Origin of the sequence: Flavobacterium muglaense (assembly GCF_014305155.1) — a bacterium.
GTDB lineage: Bacteria > Bacteroidota > Bacteroidia > Flavobacteriales > Flavobacteriaceae > Flavobacterium > Flavobacterium muglaense.
In genome coordinates this window covers 36936-55638 of sequence record NZ_JACRUK010000011.1, presented here as the reverse complement: position 1 = coordinate 55638, position 18703 = coordinate 36936, and the positions used below count along the sequence as shown (strand labels likewise).

Sequence of the window (18703 nt, the reverse complement as noted above, 5' to 3'; positions counted from 1 at the left end):
TAAAGAAAGTTAATGAGTTTCTAAGTTTTGAGTGAACAAATAAAGCTTAGAAACTTATAAAAAAACACTAAACGCAACAACTATGGAAAATTACGTTATCAAAAGAAATGGAAAATACGAACCGTTTGAATCTTTTAAAATAAAAGATGCAATTGAAAAAAGTTTCAAAAGTGTCTCTGTAGTTGTTGATGAAAGTGTTTTTGAGAGTGTAAGTGAAATATTGGTAACCAAAGAAGTTTGGGCTGTTGAGGAAATCCAGGATTTAATCGAAAAAGCTTTTTTTGAGAATAACTATTTCGAAGTCATGCGTTCGTTTATGTTGTTTCGCCACACTCGAAAATTACAAAGAGAACATGTAAACGGTTTGAACGACGACACTACTTATGTAGATAGTACGCAAACCATTGAAGAATATATCGAACAAACCGATTGGCGCATCAATGCCAATGCCAATACCTCCTATTCCAACGCGGGATTGGTTAATAATGTTGCTGGGAAAGTGATTGCAAATTATTGGTTAGACAAGGTATATTCCAAAGAAGAAGGCTACGCACACCGAAATGGAGACATTCACATTCACGATTTGGATTGCCTAACGGGTTATTGCGCTGGCTGGAGTTTGCGTGTTTTACTGAATGAAGGTTTCAACGGAGTTCGAGGACGTGTGGAGAGCAAAGCTCCTTCTCATTTTAGAGAAGCATTAGGCCAAATGGCCAATTTTCTTGGGATTTTGCAAAGCGAATGGGCAGGTGCGCAAGCTTTTAGTTCCTTTGATACGTACTTAGCTCCTTACGTTTTTGCAGATGATTTGACTTTTGATGATGTACTGAAAGCAGTTCGAAGTTTTGTCTATAATTTGAATGTTCCTGCTCGTTGGGGACAATCGCCTTTTACGAATATCACTCTGGACTGGATAGTTCCCGAAGATTTGAAAACCCAGATTCCGACCAAAAATGATTTGCATTTTTTCGAAAGTAACTTTAATTATGACCTTTTAGTTCGTGCCAAAGAAAGAGGGGTTACCAAGCTGACAGATTTGAGATACGAACATTTTCAAAAAGAAATGAACCTCATCAACAAAGCTTATTATACGGTAATGACAGAAGGTGATGCCAACGGACAACCTTTTACCTTCCCGATTCCAACAGTGAATATTACGGAAGAATTTGATTGGGATGGTGAAAATACCGAATTGCTTTTTGAAAATACAGCAAAAATCGGTTCGTCTTATTTTCAAAATTTCATTGGTAGTCAATATGTTATAGATGAAAACGGTAATCAAATCGAAAACGAAAACGCCTATAAACCCAATGCGGTTCGTAGTATGTGTTGCCGTTTGCAATTGGATTTACGGGAATTATTGAAACGTGGTAATGGATTGTTTGGAAGTGCCGAAATGACCGGAAGTATTGGTGTCGTAACTGTAAACATGGCGCGTTTAGGTTATTTATACAAAGGCGACAAAGCAGCATTATACCAACAGTTAGATCATCTTTTGTATATTGCAAAAGCGACTTTGGAGAAAAAAAGAGTATTTGTTCAAGAAATGTATGACCGTGGATTGTACCCTTACACCAAGCGCTATTTACAACATTTCAGAAATCACTTTTCGACCATTGGTGTAAACGGAATGAATGAAATGATTCAGAATTTTACTCAAAATGAAGACAACATTGCTTCTGAAACTGGGATAGAATTTGTTGCTGGTATTTTGGATCACATTCGCAACCGAATGAAAGAGTTCCAAGAGGAAACGGGTAATCTTTACAATCTAGAAGCAACTCCTGCGGAAGGGACAACCTACCGTTTTGCCAAAGAAGACAAAAAACGATATGCCGACATCATTCAGGCGGGTCAAGAGGAGAATATTTATTATACCAACAGCTCTCAAATTCCAGTAGATTTTACCCAAGATCCATTTGAAGCTTTGTTGTTGCAAGATCAATTGCAATGCAAATACACTGGCGGTACGGTACTTCACCTTTATATGAGTGAAAAAATCAGTTCGCCTGAAGCTTGTAAGCAGTTTGTAAAAAAAGTAATCTCCAACTTCAAATTGCCTTATATCACGGTAACTCCTGTATTTAGCGTATGTCCCATACATGGTTATTTGAACGGCGAACATGAATATTGTCCTAAATGTGATGAGATTTTGATTGAAGAAAAGGGGAAAAGTTTAAAGTTAACTAATTTAAAAGTTAAACCATTAAGAATTTAAGGTTCATTAAGACTTAACTTTTCTTAATTTCTTAATGGTAAAAAAAACAAAAAAACGTTAAAAAAACAAAAAAAACATGAAAACAGCAGCAAATCAGATTTTAGAAGAGAATCAAAAATTGAGAACAAAATGTCTGGTATATACTCGTGTCATGGGGTATCACAGACCTGTAGAAAGTTTTAACATAGGAAAAAAAGGTGAACACAAACAACGTACCCATTTTACAGAAGGAAAATGTTGCTAAACCAATTTATAGCATCACTCCATTTACCCTACTCGATTACCCACATAAATCAGCTTGCATCCTTTGGTTTGCAGGCTGTAATATGCGGTGTTTATATTGTTACAATCCCGAAATTGTTTTTGGCAAAGGCAGTATTTCTTTCGAAAAAACTTTAGAATTTTTGAACAGCAGGAAACAATTACTAGATGCTGTCGTCTTTAGCGGAGGCGAATGTTTACTTCACAAAAAAAGTGTTTTATTTATTGAAGAAATCAAAAAAATGGGCTTTTTGGTCAAAATAGATACCAATGGTTCACAACCGAAAGTACTTGAGGAATTAATCGAAAAAAAGTTGATTGACTACGTGGCTCTTGATTTTAAGGCCCTGCCTGATCATTTCGAAAAAATAACACAATCGAATCTTTTTGTCCCTTTCGAAAAGTCACTACATTTATTGCTTGAAAGTAAGTTGCCATTTGAAGTTCGTACCACGGTACATTCCGATTTATTAAAGAAAGAACATATTCAACGAATGATTCTTTATTTGAAAAAAGCAGGATATACTGGAAATTACTACATTCAGCATTTTGTAAACGGAACGACTACGATTGAAAAATTAGGCTATTCTTTTAAAGAATTAGAAAAAGAAAACCTTTCGACAGAAAAAATAAAAATACATTTTAGAGGGTGATTATTCCATTGTATTTATAAACCATTAATTAAAACATGTCATGAGCGATACTAAACCATTAAAAAGAGCAATTGAATTACAGCCTTTAAGCCACGACCATCATCAAGGTTTATTACTATGCTGGAAAATACGCACTGGTTTAAAAAAAGAAGTTCCCCTAGAACGCATTAAATCGTATACCGATTGGTTTTTTGACAATCATTTAAAACCCCATTTTGAATTAGAAGAAAAGTATATTTTCACGATTTTTGGCAATGATAATCCATTGATTCAACAAGCTTTATCGGAACATAGCCGCCTCAACGATTTATTCAACGCTACGACCGATTTAAAAGAAAACCTTAGTCTAATTGATAAAGAATTAGAAGCTCACATTCGTTTTGAGGAGCGCGTGTTATTTGGAGAAATTCAAAAAGAAGCGAGCGTTGAACAATTGGCAAAAATTAAAGAAATTCATACCGAAGAAGCTTTTGTTGAAAAAGATGATGATGCATTTTGGCTTTAAAAATTATATTTTTACCATTAAGAAATTAAGAAAAGTTAAGGCTTAATACCCTTAATTTCTTAATGGTTTTATTTTAAACTTCCGTAAAAAATCAGAGCTCCTTTTATAGATTGATTATGAAAAAACATTGGATAGTAATTTGTTTTGCAAACTTTTTCATTGCTTCGTTGATGGGATTACTCCTTCGTTGGATGTATGTGTCTCCTATTGAAGGCGTGAATTTTCAGTTTTTAATGCATGGCCATTCTCACGTTGCCATGTTGGGTTGGGTTTACATGATGTTGTACTGTTTAATCGTTTATCATTTTGTTCCAAAAGCAACACAAGAAAAACGGATTTTCAATCGCTTATTTTGGATTACCGAACTGGCTGTGGTTGGCATGATGCTCGATTTTCCCGCTCATGGTTATGCTTTTATTTCTATCCTTTTTTCTACTTTACATATTTTTTGCAGTTACTATTTCGTACGGCTGATTTGGAAAAAAGCAAGACCCGCTACAATGTCCGAAAAAACAATGTTACGCACGGCTTTACTCTTTATGGTTTTTTCTACTTTCGGAGTTTGGTGTTTGGGGCCAGCAGTTGGACTATTGGGTAAATCGAGTGCTTTTTATCAAATATGCATTCAGTATTTTCTACATTTTCAGTTTAATGGTTGGTTTTTATTCGCTGTTTTAGCTTTGTTTTTCAAACAAATAAAATTAAAAATTGACGAAAAAAAATTCCGTTTGTTCTACACCTTATTCGTTATTGCAACGATAATGACTTTGGCTTTGCCGGTAAGTTGGTTTCTCCCCAATCCTATTTTTTATTGGATAAATGTTGTTGGTGTCGTGCTACAATTGGCTGCTGCTGTACTTTTTATTCAAAACGCTAGATCACAATTACAAGTGTTTTTGGCTACTTTATCTACTTTAGAAAAAACGGTTTACGGTTTTGCTTTGTTTTCTTTGGTTCTAAAAATCGGCATACAGTTGGTTGTTTTATTACCCGAATTGGCGCAGATGTCTCACCAAATTAGGAATTTTGTTATTGGATATATTCATCTGACGATGCTTGGGATTATTACAGGATTCTTGTTTGGATTTGCGTTGCAAAATAAATTTTTAAATATTCAAAACGCTTTTCATAAATGGGGAATCCAAGTTTTTTTGATCGGTTTTGTAGCTACCGAGATCTTGTTATTTCTGCAAGGGTTGTATTTGTATTTTGACATGGGAATACTTCCAAATTACTATCTAAGTTTATTTATTGGTAGTGTACCATTAGCAACGGGACTTTTGATGATAACGGGAAATTTACTAAGTCATGTAAAAAGAAAACAAGTTAGTATTCAAAACTATCCTATTTAATACCTAGAATAAAACTTATTTCGTAATTTTGAAAAAAACAAATTATGTTTTCAAAAACCTGTGAATACGGCATTCGCGCCACTATTTTTATAGCTTCTCAATCCTATCAGGACAACCGAGTGGGATTGAAAGACATTGCCCAAAAAATAGATTCTCCTGAAGCTTTTACAGCCAAAATTTTACAAATACTTTCCAAAAATAATATTATCCATTCTATAAAAGGAGTTGGTGGAGGTTTTGAAATCCCTAAAAAAGGTATGAGCCAAATTAAGTTAATACAAATCGTATCGGCGATTGATGGTGATCGTGTTTTTACAGGTTGTGGATTAGGGTTAAGTCACTGCTCTGAGGAACATCCTTGTCCTGTTCATGACAAATTTAAAATCATTAGAAATGAATTGACTTTCATGCTCGAAAACACCAATCTAGAGGAACTTGCACTCGGAATTAAATCTGGTGATACATTTTTAAGGTATTAAACCGTTAAATCAATGTTTTAGATCATCTTGATTAAAAAAAAATAAAAAAAAATGATTTTATGTTTTCTAAATCAAAAAAAAGTTTAAATTTGCACTCGCAATCAGCAATGATAGCGAGAGACTGGAGAAATGGCAGAGCGGTCGAATGCGGCAGTCTTGAAAACTGTTGACTGTAACAGGTCCGGGGGTTCGAATCCCTCTTTCTCCGCTGAAAGCCCCTCAATGAGGGGCTTTTTACATTTCAATACTTTCCTTACTTTACAAAATCCTATATTTTACAGCACTTACGAGTCGTTTTGATTTAAATCATTAAATGAGGTCATTTTCATTTTATACTTTAAATCGTATCCGACAAGTACCCTATTTGGTACCCTTAGATTGAACCCTCAAGTTAGGGTACCAAAAAGTTGACAATTGTTAACAAATACGGGGGCTTGGAAACTTTCAATAGTACGTTTGCACTAATTAAAAACGGAAATATGAAAAAACTAAAAGTGAGCTTCTATTTGAAAGGAGACAAAAAAAATCAGAATGGTGAAACTGCAATTTATGCCAAAATTTATTTAGGGAGTCTCTACTCCACTTTTTCAACATCTAAATACATTTTACAGGAACGTTGGTCTAAAACCAACAACCTCCGAAACGTGGTTAGAATCGACAATGAAATTAACCTGAAGAACTATTTAAAATCATTAGTAGATGGGATTGAGAGTAAATACAATGAGCTAATCAGGAATAACCCAGATAACGAAGAAATAACTCCCTTATATCTAAAAAACTATTGTTTCAACGAAAAGACTGAACATAAAATCACATTGTTGGAAATTATTGAGAAACATAATGAATATTTTAAAAAACAAGTAACTAAAGGAGACCGTGCCAAAGGTTCACTTGAAAAATATGAAAGAATGGCAAATGTCATTAAAGACTTTCTCTATTGTAAACATAAATTGAAAGATATTCATTTTGACAAAATCAATAGACAATTTGTTTATGCTCTGGATGAGTTTTTAAGATTTGAAAGAATACATGGTAAGAATAAAGGTTTAGGTAATAATACTACTGTGAAATACCTAAGAAACATTTCTTCAATGATTAATCATGCAATAACAGTTGGACTGGTAGCTAATAACCCTTTTTCAATTTATGATGGTAAATTAAAAGATATTGATACTACGTTTTTAACACTTGAAGAATTGAGAACTATTGAAAACAAAGTATTTTCAAATCGAAGATTGGATGTAACACGAGATATATTCTTATTTAGTTGCTATACCAGTTATGCTCCAGTTGATGTGATGAACCTACGTCAAGGTAATTTTAGCTTAGATAACGATTTAGACAGTTGGATTCAAACAAAAAGACAAAAGACAGGCGTAAAGACCAATGTTTTAGTTATTCCCCCATTGCAACGCATAATCGATAAATACAAAGACGACCCCGAATGTGGAGAGGAAAACCGATTGGTTCCAAATCGAAGTAATTCTAACATGAATGCTTATCTCAAAGAAATTGCAGATTTGTGTGGCATCGATAAAAATTTGACATGGTATGTTGGAAGACATACTTTCGCAACCACAGTTGCTTTGGCTAATAATATTCCAATGGAGGTAATTAGTCAGATTATGGGGCATAAACGGATTACCCAAACTCAGCATTATGCAAAATTGCTGGATGGTACTGTAAAACAACACATGAAAGGATTATGTCAAAACTTTGTATAAATTTATGGAATAAAAAAACAGAGCAATTGGCTCTGTTTTTTTATTCACCTAATTCATTGTCTATTTGTTCACATAACTCTATTAATAATCTTAGAAATCTATTATTATAGAATTCAAAGGTATATACTCTTCTTTTTACAGGTTCTGTACCGTTCATATCATCAACTACATAATGTCGATTTCCATTAATAACTTTAGCCTCTATGTCAGTAGTAATGCTGAATAAATAACCAACTTCATCTAAGCTAAAGCTATTAATTTCCCACATTTCAAATTCGGAATGCAGAAAAAATATGACAGGATATTTTCTATGTTCTTTTAGTATTAAATAATAATTTTCTTCCTTTTTTACAATCGCAATTCCATCTTTGCCTGCTTCATCTATTGAGTCATTGTAAAAAAGTAGATATTCAATATTTTCCTTAAAATCAATATCTAAACTTTTATTAAATACTGATATAATTGAATCTGGTATTTCATCATAAAAAAAAACTTCACCTTCAAAGGTTTGGTCTCTAAAAACATCTTCAATAATCGATTGTATGTTATAATAGTTTTCTTCTTCCATAGGTACTTCAATGTAATTCTTTAAATTTAATAACTTGTGATTAAAAGTTGCAAGTTCCTTTTTTATCGACTAAGCTGTTTTAGATATACTCTATAATAATTTATTGTAATTGTTGCTATAAATGTATAAGATTTTCCGTTATTTAGCGGTAATTAATTTCAATTTATAAATTGCAATATTTCAAAACATGAATGTAATTCAAATTCAAGACCTGATAAATAAAATTGGAGAATTTAATAAAAACTCTGATTTAAAAGAATATTATGAAGATGGTGAAGAAATATTAGAATCACAATTGAAAATAATTGAAGACTCTCATACCGAATTAAATCATAAACTCCTTATTCAATTAAAAGAAAAAAGTGATGTAGAATTGTTGCAAAAATTCATTAATCTAATAGATGAAAATGGTGCAGATTTACATATTCTTTATAATAAATTTAGAATAAAATTAGCTGAATCAAAGAAACCAAACAAATCAAATCCAATTTACTCTGAGTCTGTTCCAATTGTATGTAAATTAATTGATTCAAAACTAGATGTTTTAACAAATCTAAAACAAGATTTGATTACAAAAATCGCCAATTTTGATTACATAATAAGCACAGATTTTGATTATAATACATTCTCAGAGTCGAATCAAAAACATGAAAAAGATAATGCTGGCAGAGCAACTTTCAATTTAAGTAAGAAAGAGTCATTGATGTTATTATATATTTTAGAAGAAGTAAATCTTCTAAAATTTGAGGATAAAACTCAAAGAAAAACTTTCATTGAGCAAAGCTTCAGTTTTACCGAAGTTAGAAATAATGAAGCTTATGGTAAATCATTCCCAATAACTGATATTAAAAGTGAATACTCAAAGTTTAACAGTAAAGATAGAGATGAACTTAAGTCTAATAATAAAACCTTAGAAAACCTATCTAAGAAGCTGATTACCACAATCGAAGATTTTAAATTTGAAAAATAACAAAACTAAAAACTTGACAAAAGTTGACAACAAAAATTTGTTGGAAACTTTTTTTTAGACTTTCGCAGTATCAAAATAAAACAATTGATACTATGAAAGAAACAAACGAAACCTTCGAGCCAGTTATTAAGCTACTAGAAGAGCTTAAAACTAAAATTGACAATGTCCAATCTCCAAAGCGATATTATCGAAACAAGCACCTTAAAATGTATTTCGGACTTAGTGATAATACTATCCTAAGTTACCGAGATAAAAACTTACTTCCTTTTACAAAGATTGGAGACATCTATTATTATCCGATTGCAGAGATAGAGAGTATTTTAGTCAAGAACAGCAATTTTGATTTGATGAATAATCGATTAAATCAAAGCGCATAAACTTTAAAGCCTTTCCTAATCTGGAAAGCAAACAATCACAAAAATAGTAAAACAAAAAAAATTCATTTGAAAATGGACGGGAAGAGAACTGTCTTAACTTAAAATTTTAAAATCATGAAAAATTCATTAAAATCAGCTGAAGCAAAACAAATTAGACTTTCAATTAACAATCAAAAATGCGAAATCGCATTGAATAAAGGCTATAAATACGATAAAAGTACTGGAGAGATAATTGGAGTGCGAAGAAAAGTTATCAAGGCTAAAATCAATGGATACACAATAATTTCATTCGTTGATGCTGGTGTTAAGCAATTCTTATATGCAACTACATTTATTGAGTACTTACTGAAAAAAGAAAATGATGCTGTTTCAAAAGGAGAACTTGAATTAGCCAAAATTTTTGTTAAGCCTTCAATAGCATATTTGGCTAATAGAAAATCTTTACAACAATCAAAAGAGTTGAATGAGCCAAATTTTATGGTAGTTACTACTTACCAATTAAAACAGAATCTATCGATGAAGGATTATCTAACAAAAGATAAAACTTTAAATCAGAGGTCAAGCAGATTCTCCAAAAGAAGTTTTAAATCTAGAACAAATAGAAACGTTGTGATTTTATAAAAATCTCATATCAACAATCTTTATTCTAATAAGATACATGACAAGTTTAAGTAAAATCAAAACAACCTTGTCGAATAATTTCTAAAAATCATCTCAATAATTTAACGAAATCACTTTTCACCCAGCAATTGGGTACAGGACTTCTTGTGTCCTAATTAATATCAATAGAAACAAATTAAAAATTAAAATTATGGCTGAAAATAGCAAAATAGAATGGACAAATCACACGGCTAACTTATGGTGGGGTTGCGTTCGTGTACACGCTGGATGTGACAACTGTTACGCACTAACCTTTGCAAAAAGAGTTGGAAATGATGTCTGGGGTAATGATAAACCTAGAAGAATGATTAAAGATGTTTGGTCAAAAATTGAAAAGTTCCAAAAGGAGGCAGAAAAGCAGAATGAAATCCATAGAGTCTTTGTGGGTTCTATGATGGACATTTTCGAAAAACCAATGCCATTAGTAGACCATAAAGGGAATCCATATCCAGAAGAAGAAAATGAATTCTGGAACACAGGACAGTTGAGAGATAAATTCTTCAATGAGATTGTTCCTAATTCACCCAATCTGATGTTCTTACTATTGACCAAAAGACCGTCAAATATCAATAAATACATTCCTGAGAGTTGGAAGGAAAATCCACCTGAGAACGTAATGTTTGGAACTTCACCAGTAGACCAAGAAACAGCAGATAAACTAATCGTTCAGCTCTCAAAGGTAACAGGTCAAAGATTTCTTTCTATTGAACCGCAATTGGAGAAAGTAGATTTGATGGCTAAAGCTAATGATGGAACGGATAGAGTCTTATTAGACATGGTTGATTGGGTTATCAATGGTGGTGAAAGTGGACACGGAAAACGACCTTTTAATACCGATTGGGGAAGACTACTCAGAGATGATTGTAAAAAGAAAGGCATTCCTTTTTTCTTTAAACAAATTGATAAAATCCAAGCAATTCCAGAAGATTTGATAATAAGAGAATTTCCTGAAAACAATCTTAAAAAATAATTAAACCCTTGGAGGGGGTTGAGCGGAATTCGGGGGTGGCAATTGAGCGGAGCCAAAACTTTCTTTTAGTTGAGATGTGTTTTTGATTAAAAGTAGCAAAGCTTCGCAACGTTGATATTATTCTTTTAGAAAGGAAAAAACAAATGCTCCGCAGGATATTGAGTTGAGGTTAGTTTTCCTTAAATCAATTTCGATAAGGTTAATTGCTTCGCAATTTAAATCCGTTGAAGTGTTTCTGTTATCAATCAGTTTGAGTTTAATAATAGATATTAATCTAAAAGAACATAAAGAATAAAATATAAATAATTTATCATTAACATGTTGAATATGAATCTAGTAATTAATATTAATATTAATTTATTTTATTATTTAATCTTACATTAATATAGTAATAATCTATGTAGATAGAGCTTTATTCAACATCCCTGCTACTGCTCCAACAAAATTCCCTGCTCTTTAAACACAATTCACAGTTGTTAAATCAACATCTATTGCTGTCAAAAGAACACCTCCTACTGAAATAAAAACAAATAAATACAATTTAAAAAATAAATAAACATGAAAGAAAAACAAATGAAAAGCTTCGTGAAAGTAGATTACAATTTACTAGCAACAACAAAACTATCTTCAACGCAAAAACTATTCGTATCCTACATTATTGGGTGGCAAAAGAATGGGAAAATATGTTTCGAAACGAATAATACTTTAGCTTTAAAGTTCGGAATGAAATACGGTGGAATGAGGTCTGTTATAACAACATTAAACAAATTTGATTTCTTCAAGGCGATTAAAAAAGATTATGATGAAAGAACTGGTACCTCTGGACATGAAATTAGGGTAAACATTGAAAAACTTGAAAGTTTTTTGGCTCCAGAAATTTCGATGCAAAATTTCGATGCAACTGTAGAGGATGAAAATCACCCTCTTCCAGCAATAACTAATGCTCAAAGCGAGGATTCAAATGAAGAAGTTAAAAACAGTAAATCATTTGAAGATATGTTAATTACTTATCAATTAGGAGATACAGTAAATATCTACTTTATTTTAGAACATCTAGGATATAAGGAGCCAGATGATGTACTTGATTTCGTTCAAAAAGCAAATTCGACTTCAATGAACTTTCAAAAATTCATCGCCTTTGCTAAAAACCTTCATAAAGATAAAAATAGTAATGGTTATGAGGGGATTATAATTACAGATGAAGTTTTGGCAAATATTCACCAAATGATTCAAGATTAAAAAACTCAAATTAACTGACTGAATAAGGTTAAATAGAATTAGTTATTTAGCCTTATCTAGTCAGTTCATAAATTTTGAAATAACATTTTGGTAACACCGTGCATCAAAAAATCTCTCACCATATTCCTTAAATAGCCTTTTTAGAATGTCTACTTCAAGATTTTATTTATCTTTTTTTTGTACCAAAAAGGAAGTTTATAGCTGTTTTTTGGTACCATTAGGGATAAAGACGCACCTGTAAACGCTCTATGGACTCACATTCAGAATCATCGATTAAACCCCTTCTAAAGCCCTTTTTAGCAAAAACTCAATCTAATAATATGATAATGTCTTCAAACTCTCAACAAATTCTGAAAATAAAATTTTTCTACTTACAAAATCTCACCTTTTATCAGTTAATTCTAACTAAACTTTGAATCAATTCTCCACGTTTATAAAAGACTCGATTACCTATTCCATAAGCCATTAATTTTCCTTTTTTCGTCCAATTCCAGAGACTCGTCAAGCTAATTTTTAGCATTAAGCATGCTTCCTCCCTATTTAATAATTCATCAGGATTTTCTGTTGAGGTATTCTTTCTAAATTCTTCCAGTTGTTCTTTTACAACTTTTCTAATTAATTCCTCCAAATCCTCTGGAGTCAAATTATGTAACATGATTGCATTTTCCATTTTATTTGTTTTAAATTAATATGTTAAATATCAATATTTTAGGGATTTATCACCAAAAAAGTGATAAAAAAATTCAAAAAAACATACAAAACACACTACATTTATATGCTTACATCCAAAAAATTATTCTCAATTTAAACCTTGATAATGAATATTATAGACAACAAAAGTAGATTGTTACTTGAAGAACTTCAGAATTTAATCACTCCAAATTCAAATATTTACATAAGTTGCAACCATTTTACTGCATTCGCCTTATTTGAATTAGTTGACATATTCTCAAAGTCAAAACAAATCAATTTACTGTTGAGTAATAATTTTGATGCTGAAGATGATTTTCGATTTATTCAAAATGAAAAGGAAAATAAAATAAATCTTTTATTAGACCGAAAGTACCGAATAAACCAAGTACTTGGGCTGATTGATGATAAAATTCAAATTAGAAAAGGTGGAATTGGTAATCAAAATATTCTGATTGTAGAAAATGATGGGATTTCTAATTGTTTCTTCTTAACACCATTAGACCTTGATTCAGTATGTTTGGGAACTATCAATGATGAGAATTTAATTTTTATAAATAATATTGAAGATACCCAAAATCAGTATCTATCTTATTTCAATGGAGCTTGGAACAGTAGCAAGATAGTCTTGAATGATGCAGTAAAAGCATTATTAGAGAAAGGAACCAATACTATTTCAGCAGAAGCAATTTACAAGTACAGTATTCGTGAAATATTTCATTATTCAACGGTAAATGAAAGAGCCGATGAAAAGTTAGAAAAAACAGGTTTTAAAAATTCTAAAATTTGGAGTTTGCTGTACAATTTCCAAAAAGATGCTGTAATTGGTGCTATTGATAAAATTGAAACTTATGGTGGATGTATCATTGCTGATTCTGTTGGTTTAGGAAAAACTTTTGAAGCGTTGGCAGTTATAAAATACTATCTTTTAAGGAATGACCAAAGAGTCTTATTACTTGCACCAAAAAAATTAAGAGAAAACTGGACAGTTTATACCCTAAACGATAAAAGAAATATTCTAGCAGAAGACCGTTTAAATTTTGATGTTTTAAATCATACCGATTTGACCAGAGAAAGAGGGAAATCAGGTGATATTGATTTAGAGACTATTCATTGGGGAAATTACGATTTGGTTGTTATCGATGAATCCCATAACTTCAGAAATAATCCCAATAAAAGGGATGGAATGACTCGTTACAAGCGTTTAATGAATCAGGTGATAAAAGCGAATATCAGAACAAAAGTATTGATGTTATCGGCTACTCCCGTAAATAACAAAATGAACGATTTAAAAAATCAAGTCGCTTTTATTACAGAAGGAAATGACCGCTATTTTAGTCAATATGGGATTGATAGTATCAGTCAGGTGATGAAAGATGCACAAAGAAAATTTACCTTATGGTATAAAAATGGAGACCCGAACAATCTTGATGTCAATGGACTAATGGAAAGCTTGGATGGTTCTTACTTTAGAATATTAGACATGTTAACCATTGCGAGGTCTCGTAAACATATTGAGAAATACTACGATATGTCAGATATTGGTAACTTTCCAAATAGATTAGTACCAATAACCCTAACTCCCGAAATTGATACTAAAAATCAATTTAGCGATATTGGACAAATTTACGATGAAATTAGTACCCTTACTTTAGCATCTTATACACCTCTAGCTTATGTAAGAGCCGATAAAAGAGAAGAATACGAAGCTAAATACGACATGGAAACAGGTACTGGAAGCGTTTTTAGGCAAGTTGACCGTGAACAGAGTTTGATTTATTTAATGCGTGTAAACCTTTTAAAACGTTTGGAGAGTTCCATTCATTCTTTTGGATTAACGGTTGAGAAATTAATTAATTTTATAGATTCCAACTTAAAACAAATAGAGAATCATCAATCTGGAACTTTAAATCTTGACTTAGACATCAACAATATTGATATTGACGATACCGAATTAGAAGACCTCTTGGTTGGTGGTAAAACCAAAGTATTGATTCAAGATTTAGACAATATTGCTTGGAAACAAGACCTGAAACAGGATAAAGCTGTTTTGGTTAAATTAATGGGAAACATCAAGTTGATTGATGTGGAACGTGATGCTAAATTGTTGGAGCTTAAAACTATTATTGAAGAAAAACTGCATAAACCAATCAATGATAATAACAAGAAGGTAATTGTGTTTACTGCTTTTGCCGATACTGCAAATTACTTGTATAACGAATTACACGATTGGTTAAAAAAAGCACATGGTTTAAACTCGGCTTTGATTACAGGTTCAGGTACCAATAAGACCAATATGCCAAAGTGCAAAACGGATTTGAATACCATTTTGACTAACTTTTCTCCCTTCTCAAAAAAGAGAGCTGAAATTTATCCTGATGAAAAAAATGAAATCGATATTTTGTTTTGTACCGATTGTATTTCTGAAGGGCAAAACCTTCAGGATTGTGATTATTTGGTAAACTATGATATTCACTGGAATCCTGTTCGTATTATTCAACGCTTTGGACGTATTGACCGTATTGGGTCTAAAAATGATAATATCCAATTGGTAAATTTTTTCCCAAGTATGGAGCTGGATAGTTTTATTGATTTGGTGGCTCGTGTTCAGGGGAGAATGGTGATGCTAGATGTTTCGGCTACTGGTGAAGATAATATTATTTCTCAAAATAGCCGTGAAATGCAGGATTTGGATTATCGTAAACAACAATTGAAACAACTACAAAATCAAGTTATAGACCTTGAGGATGTTCACGGAAATATATCAATTACTGATTTAACTTTTAATGATTTTAAAATAGATTTAGAGAAAAGCACCGATTCGGAATTAGAAGAATTGAAACACATACCAAAAGCATCTTACGCTATAGTTAAGTCAAATCTAGAGCATGTAAAACAAGGCGTTATTTTCTGTTTAAAAGGGAATAGTGAAGACTTTGCTTCTAAACTTAAAAACAACATCTTATATCCCTTCTTTTTGGTTTATATTAGTATGGATGGTGCCGAAATCATCAAAGCTTCTCAAACCAAAACGGCTTTAGATTATTTTAGAAAATTAGCTATGGGAAATGATAAAATCATTCCAGATTTAATTGCCGAATTTGACAAAGAAACTAAAGCTAACAAAAAGATGGATGCCTACGCTAATTTGCTTAAAACTGCTATTCAAGAAGTGATTGGTGTACAGGAAGAAGTAGGACTAGATTCACTGGCTACAGCGGGTGGAACTACTTTGTTGAGTTCAGTTATCAGTCAGGAAGAAAATCTAGAATTAATCAGTTATTTGATTATTAAATAAAGAATGAGTTTTAACTATAACAAAATATTAAATATACCTGAAAGGGCAATTATCAGTAAGAAAATAAGCAAGGCTTTCTTTATTAGAAACTTTGAGCTGACTTCTGCTGATAAAAAAACATTGAACGAAATTGTTACAATGGAATGGTTGGCGAGTATCAAACCATCCAACACTAATATTGCTCTATTCCAAAATGAAACCTATGTTTTTGAAGAAATTCAAGTAATGACTTGTACGCTATCAGGAAATCTTATCAAAGGAACGATTGATAAAGTAACTAATTTATTCCAAAAACACATTCCCTATCCAATTGTTTTGGTAATTGAAAATGCAGATGAATTTGTAGTAAACGTTTGCGACAAAAAAATCAATCAAAATGATAAATCAAAACGAACAATTGAGACTTTTATCAACTCACCCAATGTATCAAAATTATACAAAAATGAGTTAGTCAATGCTTTTTTTGAAGGCTTGGATTTTGCCATTTTAGACAAAACCAACTTGGAAACTACCTATAAGAGTTACTCCAATGCTATTGTGCAATTTCAAACTGCAATGGTTACAGGAACCTTCAATAAACGTAGTTCCATAAGAACTGAAGAAGACCTAAAACATTTGGAAACTATTCAAAAAATAGAAAAAGAAATCCTTACTTTGTCAAACCAAATAAAAAAAGAATCCCAACTCAATACGAGAGTTTCTTTGAACATTCAAATCCAGAAGAAAAGAAACGAAATTGAGCATCTTAAAACATTATTAAACACACTATGAGCTTAGATAAAATTACAAAAGGAGACGAACTTACTCAAAGTTTAGATATAGTAAATGATAATATTGCACGACTGAAAGAGCTTTTTCCTGAAGTACTTACAGAAGGCAAAATTGATTTTAAGGTGTTACAAGATATTTTGGGAAAGGAAATTGAAGAGGAAGAGGAATACTACCGTTTTACATGGGCTGGTAAAGCTCAAGCACGAAGAGAAGCGCATAAACCAAGTACAGGAACTTTAAGACCAGCTAAAGACGAAAGTGTAAATTGGGATACCACCGAAAACTTATATATTGAGGGTGATAATCTTGAAGTACTGAAATTGTTGCAAAAAAGCTACAACAACATGGTAAAAATGATTTACATTGACCCACCATATAATACTGGAAATGATTTTGTTTATAAAGATAATTACAAAGATAATTTAAAGAATTACCAACAAATTTCTGGACAAATTGATGATGAGGGTAATAAGCTTTCTACTAATACAGATACTAATGGTCGTTATCATTCCAATTGGCTAAATATGATGTATCCTCGATTGAGTTTAGCAAGAAATTTGCTAAATGAAGAAGGAATAATATTTATCTCAATTGATGATAAAGAAGTCGAAAACTTAAAAAAACTATCTCATGAAATATTTGGAGAAGAAAATTTTATTGGCTGTATTGTAAGAACAACTGGACAAACAACTGGACAAGATAGCGAAGGATTAGGTAGTTCATTTGACTACTTCCTTGTATATTCAAAAACCTCAAACAGAGGACTTAATGGTCTCCCTTTAACAGAACATGATTTAAAAAGGTTTGAAAATGAAGATGAGAAAGGTAAATATGCCTATGACCAAATGAGAAAGACGGGAAGTAGTGATAAGAGAACTGATAGACCTAATATGTATTACCCAGTTATTGACCCTGATGGTAATGAAGTTTATCCAATTGGACCTGGTGGATACGAAAGTCGTTGGCGTTTTGAAAATAATACATTTAAGAGATTTTTAGAAGAAGGTTTAATTTTATGGAAAAAAACAAAAAAAGATGATTCTACAGTTTGGTGGCCATATGTTAAATATTATTTAGAAGGAAGAACAAAAAGACCTTCGCCACTATGGAATGATTTAGAAGGAAATAAAAAAGCTTCTAGAGATTTGAGAACGTTATTTAATGGAAAAAAAATATTTGATTTTCCAAAACCTCTCGAACTAATTGAAAGGATTATTACCATTTCTTGTGACAAAACTAATGATATAATTTTGGATTTTTTCTCAGGCTCAGCGACTACTGCTCATGCAGTAATGCAAATTAATTCAAAAGATGGTGGAAAAAGAAAATATATTCAAGTTCAACTTCCTGAAGCAATCGACGAAAAAAGCGAAGCCTTCAAAGAGGGTTATACTAATATTGCTGAAATTGGAAAAGAACGAATAAGAAGAGCAGGAAAATTAATTGTTGCAAAAAAATTAGCAGAAATAGAAAAGCTAAAATCAAAAAACAGCTTATTGGAAGAAGACCAACAAGAAATTAATAGATTACAAATAGCAATTGCTAATTTAGACCTAGGTTTCAAAGTTTTCAAATTAGACAGTTCTAACATTAAAGGTTGGGATGGCAATCCAGATAATCTAGTAGATAATTTATTTGATTCTCAAGATAACATTAAAACTGGTCGTACAGAAGAAGATGTATTGTTTGAAATATTATTAAAATACGGTCTGGATTTAACCTTACCAATCGAAGAAAAAATCATTGAAGGTAAAAAAGTATTTAGTATTGGTTTTGGAGCCTTGTTTATTTGTCTTGCTGATGGAATCACCAATAAAGTAGCCGAAGGAATTGGAGCTTGGAAAGAAGCCTTAAATCCAGAAGTATGTAGAGTAATCTTTAAAGACTCAGGTTTTGGTGATGTAGAGAAAACAAACTCAGTTCAAACCTTGAAACGTTTTGGTATTAACGAAATTAAGAGTATTTAAT

The 18703-nt window shown here is 31.8% G+C and carries 17 protein-coding genes and 1 tRNA gene; 16 read left to right on the top strand and 2 right to left on the bottom strand.

All coding sequences use genetic code 11. From position 1 onward, the window contains the following. Positions 1–82: 82 nt before the first annotated feature. From H8R24_RS06765 to H8R24_RS06730, 8 genes are all read left to right on the top strand, one after another. Positions 83–2218, top strand: coding sequence for a ribonucleoside triphosphate reductase (locus tag H8R24_RS06765; protein WP_187017802.1), 2136 nt, complete (start codon positions 83–85; stop codon positions 2216–2218). A 76-nt stretch (positions 2219–2294) separates the two neighbouring features. Continuing rightward, positions 2295–2462, top strand: a complete 168-nt coding sequence (gene nrdD / locus H8R24_RS18355) for an anaerobic ribonucleoside-triphosphate reductase (protein ID WP_187017801.1) — start codon at positions 2295–2297, stop codon at positions 2460–2462. Continuing rightward, the gene (locus tag H8R24_RS06755) at positions 2416–3132 is read left to right on the top strand and encodes an anaerobic ribonucleoside-triphosphate reductase activating protein (protein ID WP_187017800.1); all 717 of its coding nucleotides are present in this window, start codon (positions 2416–2418) and stop codon (positions 3130–3132) included. The genes nrdD and H8R24_RS06755 overlap by 47 nt, the downstream gene beginning before the upstream one ends. Positions 3133–3172: 40 nt before the next feature. Next, positions 3173–3637 (top strand): hemerythrin domain-containing protein, encoded by a 465-nt coding sequence (locus tag H8R24_RS06750; RefSeq protein WP_187017799.1) that lies wholly within the window; start codon positions 3173–3175, stop codon positions 3635–3637. Between the two features lie 116 nt (positions 3638–3753). Then, complete coding sequence (locus H8R24_RS06745) at positions 3754–4989, top strand: hypothetical protein (RefSeq protein WP_187017798.1); 1236 nt, start codon at positions 3754–3756, stop codon at positions 4987–4989. 44 nt (positions 4990–5033) lie between these two features. Further along, positions 5034–5468: an RrF2 family transcriptional regulator gene (locus H8R24_RS06740; protein ID WP_187017797.1), complete on the top strand. Its 435-nt coding sequence runs from the start codon at positions 5034–5036 to the stop codon at positions 5466–5468. A gap of 123 nt (positions 5469–5591) precedes the next feature. After that, a tRNA-Ser gene (locus H8R24_RS06735) sits at positions 5592–5676 on the top strand. 271 nt (positions 5677–5947) lie between these two features. Then, on the top strand, positions 5948–7192 hold the full coding sequence (locus H8R24_RS06730) for a site-specific integrase (protein WP_187017796.1): 1245 nt from the start codon (positions 5948–5950) through the stop codon (positions 7190–7192). A 40-nt stretch (positions 7193–7232) separates the two neighbouring features. Here the strand turns inward: H8R24_RS06730 and H8R24_RS06725 are convergent, their stop codons facing one another. Continuing rightward, a complete protein-coding gene (locus H8R24_RS06725) occupies positions 7233–7760 on the bottom strand; it encodes a hypothetical protein (protein ID WP_187017795.1) in 528 nt (175 codons plus the stop codon). A 187-nt stretch (positions 7761–7947) separates the two neighbouring features. Between H8R24_RS06725 and H8R24_RS06720 the strand changes: the two genes are divergently transcribed. From H8R24_RS06720 to H8R24_RS06700, 5 genes are all read left to right on the top strand, one after another. Beyond that, positions 7948–8730: a hypothetical protein gene (locus H8R24_RS06720; protein WP_187017794.1), complete on the top strand. Its 783-nt coding sequence runs from the start codon at positions 7948–7950 to the stop codon at positions 8728–8730. Between the two features lie 92 nt (positions 8731–8822). Then, positions 8823–9107, top strand: a complete 285-nt coding sequence (locus tag H8R24_RS06715; RefSeq protein WP_187017793.1) for a MerR family transcriptional regulator — start codon at positions 8823–8825, stop codon at positions 9105–9107. A 114-nt stretch (positions 9108–9221) separates the two neighbouring features. Then, a complete protein-coding gene (locus H8R24_RS06710; RefSeq protein WP_187017792.1) occupies positions 9222–9728 on the top strand; it encodes a hypothetical protein in 507 nt (168 codons plus the stop codon). 190 nt (positions 9729–9918) lie between these two features. Continuing rightward, positions 9919–10737: a DUF5131 family protein gene (locus H8R24_RS06705; protein ID WP_187017791.1), complete on the top strand. Its 819-nt coding sequence runs from the start codon at positions 9919–9921 to the stop codon at positions 10735–10737. A gap of 558 nt (positions 10738–11295) precedes the next feature. Then, positions 11296–11976, top strand: a complete 681-nt coding sequence (locus H8R24_RS06700) for a hypothetical protein (protein WP_187017790.1) — start codon at positions 11296–11298, stop codon at positions 11974–11976. A 391-nt stretch (positions 11977–12367) separates the two neighbouring features. Here the strand turns inward: H8R24_RS06700 and H8R24_RS06695 are convergent, their stop codons facing one another. Then, complete coding sequence (locus H8R24_RS06695) at positions 12368–12646, bottom strand: helix-turn-helix domain-containing protein (RefSeq protein ID WP_187017789.1); 279 nt, start codon at positions 12644–12646, stop codon at positions 12368–12370. A gap of 147 nt (positions 12647–12793) precedes the next feature. On the opposite strand from H8R24_RS06695, the gene H8R24_RS06690 reads away from it, so the two are divergent. From H8R24_RS06690 to H8R24_RS06680, 3 genes are read left to right on the top strand one after another with little or no spacing between them, the layout of a single operon-like run. Then, positions 12794–15964, top strand: a complete 3171-nt coding sequence (locus tag H8R24_RS06690; RefSeq protein ID WP_187017788.1) for a DEAD/DEAH box helicase — start codon at positions 12794–12796, stop codon at positions 15962–15964. A gap of 3 nt (positions 15965–15967) precedes the next feature. Next, positions 15968–16735 (top strand): DUF4391 domain-containing protein, encoded by a 768-nt coding sequence (locus H8R24_RS06685; RefSeq protein WP_187017787.1) that lies wholly within the window; start codon positions 15968–15970, stop codon positions 16733–16735. Beyond that, positions 16732–18702, top strand: coding sequence for a site-specific DNA-methyltransferase (locus tag H8R24_RS06680; RefSeq protein WP_187017786.1), 1971 nt, complete (start codon positions 16732–16734; stop codon positions 18700–18702). The genes H8R24_RS06685 and H8R24_RS06680 overlap by 4 nt, the downstream gene beginning before the upstream one ends. Position 18703 lies beyond the last annotated feature (1 nt).